The organism is Methanospirillum sp., assembly GCF_028679455.1.
In the GTDB taxonomy this organism is placed as follows: Archaea; Halobacteriota; Methanomicrobia; order Methanomicrobiales; family Methanospirillaceae; genus Methanospirillum.
Window position 1 is genome coordinate 1 of sequence record NZ_JAJRBM010000141.1, and the last position, 6,738, is coordinate 6,738.

The window sequence follows — 6,738 nt, forward strand, 5'->3', positions numbered from 1 at the left end:
AAACTCCAGGGACTGTACCTGGAAGGTGATGAATCAGGCATTTCACCAACAGAAAAAATACCGCTTCTGTCAGGTAGTACTCTTTATCCTTCCTTTCCAAAGGTATGTACGGGGATTGAATGATATGGGTAGTGTAAACTATCCCTGGATGATGGGGATCTGTCTCACAATTCTGCTTATCGTCTCTCTTTCGGTGGCAGAACCGCTCACGCTGAGGGAAGAGAATACCAGCCGTTTTTTCAGGTCAGACCCGGATGAACTGAAATGTCCGGATATTTCAACTAAAACACCAGGATCATTAATTGATTCCTTTTCTATCCTGCAGACAAAAATTCTTTCAAAAGATCAGTATTCTGAAGCGGCTGCCGGAACCGGATGGCAGGATGTCACCATGCCGGTAGTGATCATCGCTCCAGGGATGTACCGCATCAATAATGATTACACCGCGACAAAGGAAGAGATTGGAGTCTCCATACTCGCGTCTGACGTGTATGTTGACGGGAACGGGCATACATTCACGGGTTTTTTGGGGCATGAGAGTTACGGGGCCGGGATGAGTCAGGAAAATGGCCTCTCAAATATTACCATTACCAATTTTTCAACCCGGGAGTGCACCGGGGGGATAGCATTTGAACATGTTTCAAATATGGTAATATCAGGTACACACCATGCAGAGGCAACATCTGGAATTACAGGAGTATCTGCTCAAAACCTGATCATTTCAAACAATACCATCACAGACTATCCGAAGACCGATCAACAGGAGATTGTCACCGGTATTACCATCATGCAGGGAACCGGTATCTGGATAGAAGGAAACAGGATTGCCAACCTTTCACCCGGCAGAAAAGAGTCTGATTCGACCGGTATCTCTCTGTTTTATTCCGATGATCTGCATCTCATCAGAAATGAGATAACAGGACCGGTATCATTCGGTATCACGACTGATGAAGAGTCCCCGGATGATGAGTTCTCATTCGATATATCAGATAACCGGATCTCTGACGTGAGCATGATCGGGATGCATATCGGTGCAGGACAGGGACAGGTCAGGAATAATTCAGTTCGTAAGGGAAAGGTGGGAGTTTTCCTTACCATGGATGATACGACAGTTATCAATAATACCATCCTTGGAAATCTGCAGAGAGGACTGGATTTGAAGGGGAAAAACCTGACATTATCAGGAAATACCCTCTCTGACAACAACTGCAATCTCTACATCGAAGGAGAGGATGAAGATGATTTTCTGCATCAGATAGACCGTACAAACCTGCTTGACGGGAGACCACTGATCTACATCAGGGAACAGGAGGGACAGACGATAGGTCCGGTGGAGAACCCGGCCATGGTCCTGGCGATTCGCAGTCATAACCTGACCATTCATGATGTGTCTACCGCGAATGCCATGGCAGGTATCCTTCTCATCAACAGTTCCGATGTCTCCGTATCCGGTGCTCATGATTCAGGGTCGGTACAGGGATTCGTGGCGACGAAAGTGAACAGATGCAGCATACAGGACACATCAGCGTATAATAATTCATTATACGGGTTTATTGTCCGCGATAGTGAAAACTTGTCGATGGACCGGTGCCATGCGTCAGGTTCATCAGGAAATGCATTTTTCCTGTTCAATTCAAAAGATATCCAGGTCAATGCAAGTTACTCCCATGAATTCAATCCTCCTTTTATTGAAGAGGATGCACATGGTGCGTACATCGATTACTGCAGGAATGTATCCGTTCTGAATTCGATATTCTCCAAGTGCCCAAATTCAGGCATGTATATAACCAATTCAGAACGGGTTCTCGTCAGAAAGGCACACCTTGAGGAGAACCAGGAGGATGGTATCGACATGATGCAGTGCACCGACTCATCGATCGAGGAGTCGCTGATATTGAACAATACTGAAACAGGTATCGATACGGATTTTATCACCGGATATTCCGTTCGTCGCAATCTCATACTCAATAATACGGTTGCCGGTCTCCGTTTCCTGGATGTATCAAACGGAACGATCACTGATAACCTCTTCAATAACACGGAGAATGTACGGTTCGTGTGGGGTTCCTCACCCCTCGTGTGGAATACGACCCTGACACCGGGGGATAATGTCGTTCATGGACCAAACCTGGGAGGAAATTTCTGGGCTGCACCGGATGGACAGGGTTTTTCACAGACTCATGCAGATCGGGGGGACGGGATATGCAATGCCTCCTATACCATACATGATGAAAATATCGATCATCTCCCCCTGGCCATCCCGCCTGATGAAATGATCGTCAATTTCACTGCAGACCAGACATCAGGAGTTCCGCCACTCAGGGTCAGGTTTTCAGATCTCTCCTCCGGCTACCCCGACTCCTGGAGATGGAGATTTGGTGACGGAACCGGTTCGTCTGAACAGAACCCGGTCCATACCTACACCGGTGTCGGACGATATACCGTGACTCTTGAGGCAGCCGGAGAGAATGGACAGGGCATTCACCGGAAAAATGCATGTATTACGGTCCATCAGGGAAGGATTACCGGTCCTGCCGGGGTGCTCATGGTCAGTTCAACTCCCGAGAACGGATCAGTACTGCTCGACGGGGTAATGAACGGGTACACTCCGCTGGAAAATGCAGTTGTTCCAGCCGGAACTCACCTGGTTGCCATAACCCATGACGGATATCAGGACTGGTCCCGGACGGTTACCGTGCAGCAGGGCCAGGTTACTCTCCTCCCCACGGTAGGGCTGCGAAAGAGAGGGTATAATGAAACTGTTCATAATTCCCCTGAGAAATTACCGGTAAATGGGATAAAAGAAAGATTTCACGATCAATAAATATGTTAGGTAGGAGATCTTCATGACAGGAACGGTCACGTCAGGACGGTAACTGGGTAGATACCCAATCGTTCCCCTTTTACCTCTCTCCATAAAGATCAGTATTACCCTGTAGTTCTATCTCACAAGATCGTCTCTATTTAAATATTACATACTTCGTTACATTCAGATCCTGGTCTGATACCGTTGGCACAAAAGCATACAATTATATTTTTTTCACCATAATATACCCATATCATCTCTCGAAGTGTTGTTTTACAATAAATGGGGTAAATAATGGGTGTAACGAAGAGAATTAATGTACATGTATCGTGTCATATTTTATCAACCAATATACGAACTGAACCGGTCTGGATTGAGGATCACAAAGAGATGATCAACTCAATGATCAAGGGTGTATGATGAACTCAAAATTTTCTTTCTCCAGCATAGTACCACTTCTCATACTGGTTGTGTTTGTAGCAGGGACTGGTATCAGTACAGCTGATACAGCCATCAGTATACCCGTGATAAATACGAGCACCCTGCTTTCATCCCACATATTTGTCACAGGAACTGAAAATAGCACAATTCCAGTATTCTCTGATTACAACACTGCTATTGAAAACCCGGATTTACCAAATGATCTAAATCCGGTTGTATCCTCAGGTTCATTCGCAGATACCGGATTGGAAACGATGGGTAGTGCAGTCCTTGTTCCGATCACCCCAACTCCGGAAGGTAGTGGATATTCATACTTTAACACTACTGGAACAGACCCGGGTTATTATATCTCTTCACCTGGAACATACATCCTCCAGGAGGGTTTCACCACAACGAACAGTTCCGCGATTAAAATCGATGCATCTGATGTGGTTCTTGATGGAAATGCACAATCGATATCCGGAACATTGAAAAATACCGGGGTTTCCATCGAGTCTGGAAGAACAAACATATCTCTCAAAAACTTTGGTGATATCAAGCAGTTCTATTATGGAATCAAATCGGTAGGGAATCAGGTTAATCTGGTAAATAACTCAATTTCAGATAATATGTATGGATGTGCAAATAGTTATGGCCTGAACTTTGTAATGAGCCATAATACCCTTAAAAACCAGTCCTTTGCCGGAGTAATTCTCTATGGAGAAAGCCCGCAATTGACAGAGAATACGTTTAATAAAAATGGCTATGGGCTGCAGAGCTATTCACATAACCTGAGCCTTGTAAAGAACATATTTGCAGATAACAGGTATGGGGTAACTAACTCCGGAAAATATCCAAAAATCAGAGAGAATACGATACTACGCAGCCTTTTGTATGGAGTTTATCTATCCTCCGGAGAAGGAGGCGTATGTTCTGATAATTTCTTCGGACATAACGAAAACGCCCTGGGATCAAATGTCCCAAATATCACTATCTCCAATAATACAATATCATATACCTCTCTGTACAAATATGGCATATATTCGACAGCTAAGAATGTGACCATCTCCGATAATACCATCTCCAATTCCGGATTTGGAATCATTTTGTCCGGAGCAGACGGAAGAGTGACACATAACAGCCTGTATACATGTTACTTCTCCGGTATTTCTCTGGCTGGTGACAGGGGAAAAACTATCGGAAACACTATTCGGGATACATCAGGGGAAGGTGCAGTATGTTTTGGAGCGAATACTACAATCATCAATAATATTATTACAAATGCGACAAACGGACTCGGAATCACAGATAGTTACAATACAACCATGACCGGGAATCAGATCAACAGGACAAAAGAGTATGGCATATGGATCAGAAGTGTAGAGGGCGGAACCGGTGAAGGAGTAATCTACAATAATTATCTTGGAAGTCAGACAAATCTCGGCGGTGATGGTAATTTCAATTCGTACCATTATGCCTGGACGAATCCTTCCGGACCGCAGCGGGGAACGAATGTTGTCGGAGGGCCGTTTATTGCCGGTAATTACTGGAGTAATGCAGACGGAACCGGGTGGTCTGACCTGAAGACGCCTAACGTTTCTGGATATTCTACAACTCCCTATGAGGTGCTGGGAGGGAAGTATGATACCGCTCCACTCATTCAGCAGACACCGGTCATGATCAATTCATCGGCAAATGAATGGGGGATTGTTGTTCCCTATGGGAACAATTCGTATCAGTCATACACGAACCAGACATTTATCACCGAGGCAAAACCCGGAGCAGATATCACTGATGTGGTTGTAGATTCCCATTCACAAGGAAACGTCTCAAACTGGACGTTCTCTCAGCTCACAGAAGATCATATGATTCATGCGGTCGGGAATGCAACACCAGGGCAGGTTCATGTCTTCTTTAATGCCTCCACCAGATATGGAGAGAAACCACTCACGGTCTCGTTCTCATCTGGACAGTCATTCGGATCACCGACCTCATGGTACTGGCAGTTTGGCGATGGAGTGACTAATACTACTCAGAATCCGGTTCATACCTATGAGACTCCTGGAATATACACGGTCACCTTGCGGGCTCTGAATAATCAGACCAGTGGGTATGCAGTATGGAATAACTGTATTACGGTCACTGATGGACCTTTTTAGAACCGACTCCAACTCCGGTTCCTTGAAAGACCACCACACCGTTCTCCTCGTACCAGAAACCCGGAAATTCACCGCTGATTGTTGATTTCAGGGATCTCAGTACAGGAAATCCGGTATCATGGAGTTGGGACTTTGGTGATGGATCATATTCATCTCTGCAGAATCCATCCCATACTTATACTTCCGCAGGCTCCTGTTCGGTGACATTATCGGTCAAGAATAAAGACTATGGCGGGAACTTACGAATTCAGGATGCAATTGTTGCAACCAGAATTATAAACCTGACATTCGGCAGCAATTATTTCACGCATAGTATTTTTCAATCCGTGGGCCAAGCAACCTTGAAATCTGGCGTAATTCATCCGAATAATTGACAATTCTAGAACTAATGACCCCGTTCTCCATCTCTTTGAGTTCTCTCACTCGTCGGAACAACGGGAAGATCCATTTTCCGGAGGGTTTTTGAAACTGCTTTCTTTTTTGATCTCGTATGGTCTCGTTTTTCTCCACCAGTGCCTTCCGTACCATCCATTCAACAAAAGAATAGATGACAAGACAGAGCACCATATCATTGCCAACGCCGCAATCCGGTTTTCCTTCTCCAGATAGACATCTGCAACATGAAATGATTCATCTTTCAGGAACCTGAATCCTTTTTCCACCTTGCTCTGTTCTTTATAATATTCCAGACAGGTATCCGGATCTATCGCAGTGTCATTGTTTGCAAGGATAAACAGACCCATCAGGTTCCGTTCTCTCTCGACGGTCTCTTCATTGTATACCAGTTTACAGGATGGGAAGATCCGTCTCTCCAGTTCTTCATCTTTCTTTGGACGCCCCCGCTCTCCGCTTTTCCGTTGGTTAACAGCCTTGAACTCGATATCTGTAGCCAGGTACCGTGGATGCTTATTCAGCCATCTCTCAATAGCCAATTGAGCATCTTTCTCACAGGCAAATCCCTTAACCAACAACGAATGTATTGCGGTCTGATCCTTTTTTAGACAGGCATTCATCTTATCAATGTCATGGGCTACCTGTCTCTTGTGAAGTTCCTCCGAATGGAACAGAATCCACCTTTGAGGAATATCAGCATAACAACTCTCAAATATCGCGTATTTGTACCGGGAATCAATACATGGGTGCCATTCGATCTCTGCAGAAGCAACTTCTTGTGCTTCTTTGATTACTCCAGGAACACGACTTATCCAAAAACAATGCGTACCTAGCGTTTTAAGGCTGGTTGAGGTGTAAAACGCAGAATCAGCAATATGGTAGGTAATCTGGTCCGGGTCGAATGCTCCCCGGATCTGGGTGATCACATTCAATAACGTCTTCTTATCTGATTCATTCCCC

The 6,738-nt window shown here is 45.0% G+C and carries 4 protein-coding genes; 3 read left to right on the forward strand and 1 reads right to left on the reverse strand.

The window, feature by feature from the left end; all coding sequences use genetic code 11:
- The first annotated feature begins 124 nt into the window (after positions 1-124).
- The 3 genes from LUQ50_RS04775 to LUQ50_RS15925 all read left to right on the forward strand — a co-directional run bounded on the left by LUQ50_RS04775 (position 125) and on the right by LUQ50_RS15925 (position 5,759).
- A complete protein-coding gene (locus tag LUQ50_RS04775; protein WP_300036971.1) occupies positions 125-2,824 on the forward strand; it encodes a NosD domain-containing protein in 2,700 nt (899 codons plus the stop codon).
- 398 nt (positions 2,825-3,222) lie between these two features.
- On the forward strand, positions 3,223-5,385 hold the full coding sequence (locus LUQ50_RS04780) for a NosD domain-containing protein (protein WP_300036974.1): 2,163 nt from the start codon (positions 3,223-3,225) through the stop codon (positions 5,383-5,385).
- A 77-nt stretch (positions 5,386-5,462) separates the two neighbouring features.
- On the forward strand, positions 5,463-5,759 hold the full coding sequence (locus tag LUQ50_RS15925) for a PKD domain-containing protein (protein WP_367278959.1): 297 nt from the start codon (positions 5,463-5,465) through the stop codon (positions 5,757-5,759).
- Positions 5,760-5,804: 45 nt separating this feature from the next.
- Here the strand turns inward: LUQ50_RS15925 and LUQ50_RS04785 are convergent.
- A partial coding sequence (locus LUQ50_RS04785) for an IS1634 family transposase (RefSeq protein WP_300036977.1) occupies positions 5,805-6,738 on the reverse strand: 934 nt, incomplete at its 5' end.

What these genes read in the sequence shown, in the direction of transcription:
- LUQ50_RS04775 (WP_300036971.1), top strand. Translation starts at nt 125, where the DNA reads ATGGGTAGTGTAAACTATCCCTGGATGATGGGGATCTGTCTCACAATT.
- LUQ50_RS04780 (WP_300036974.1), top strand. Translation starts at nt 3,223, where the DNA reads ATGATGAACTCAAAATTTTCTTTCTCCAGCATAGTACCACTTCTCATA.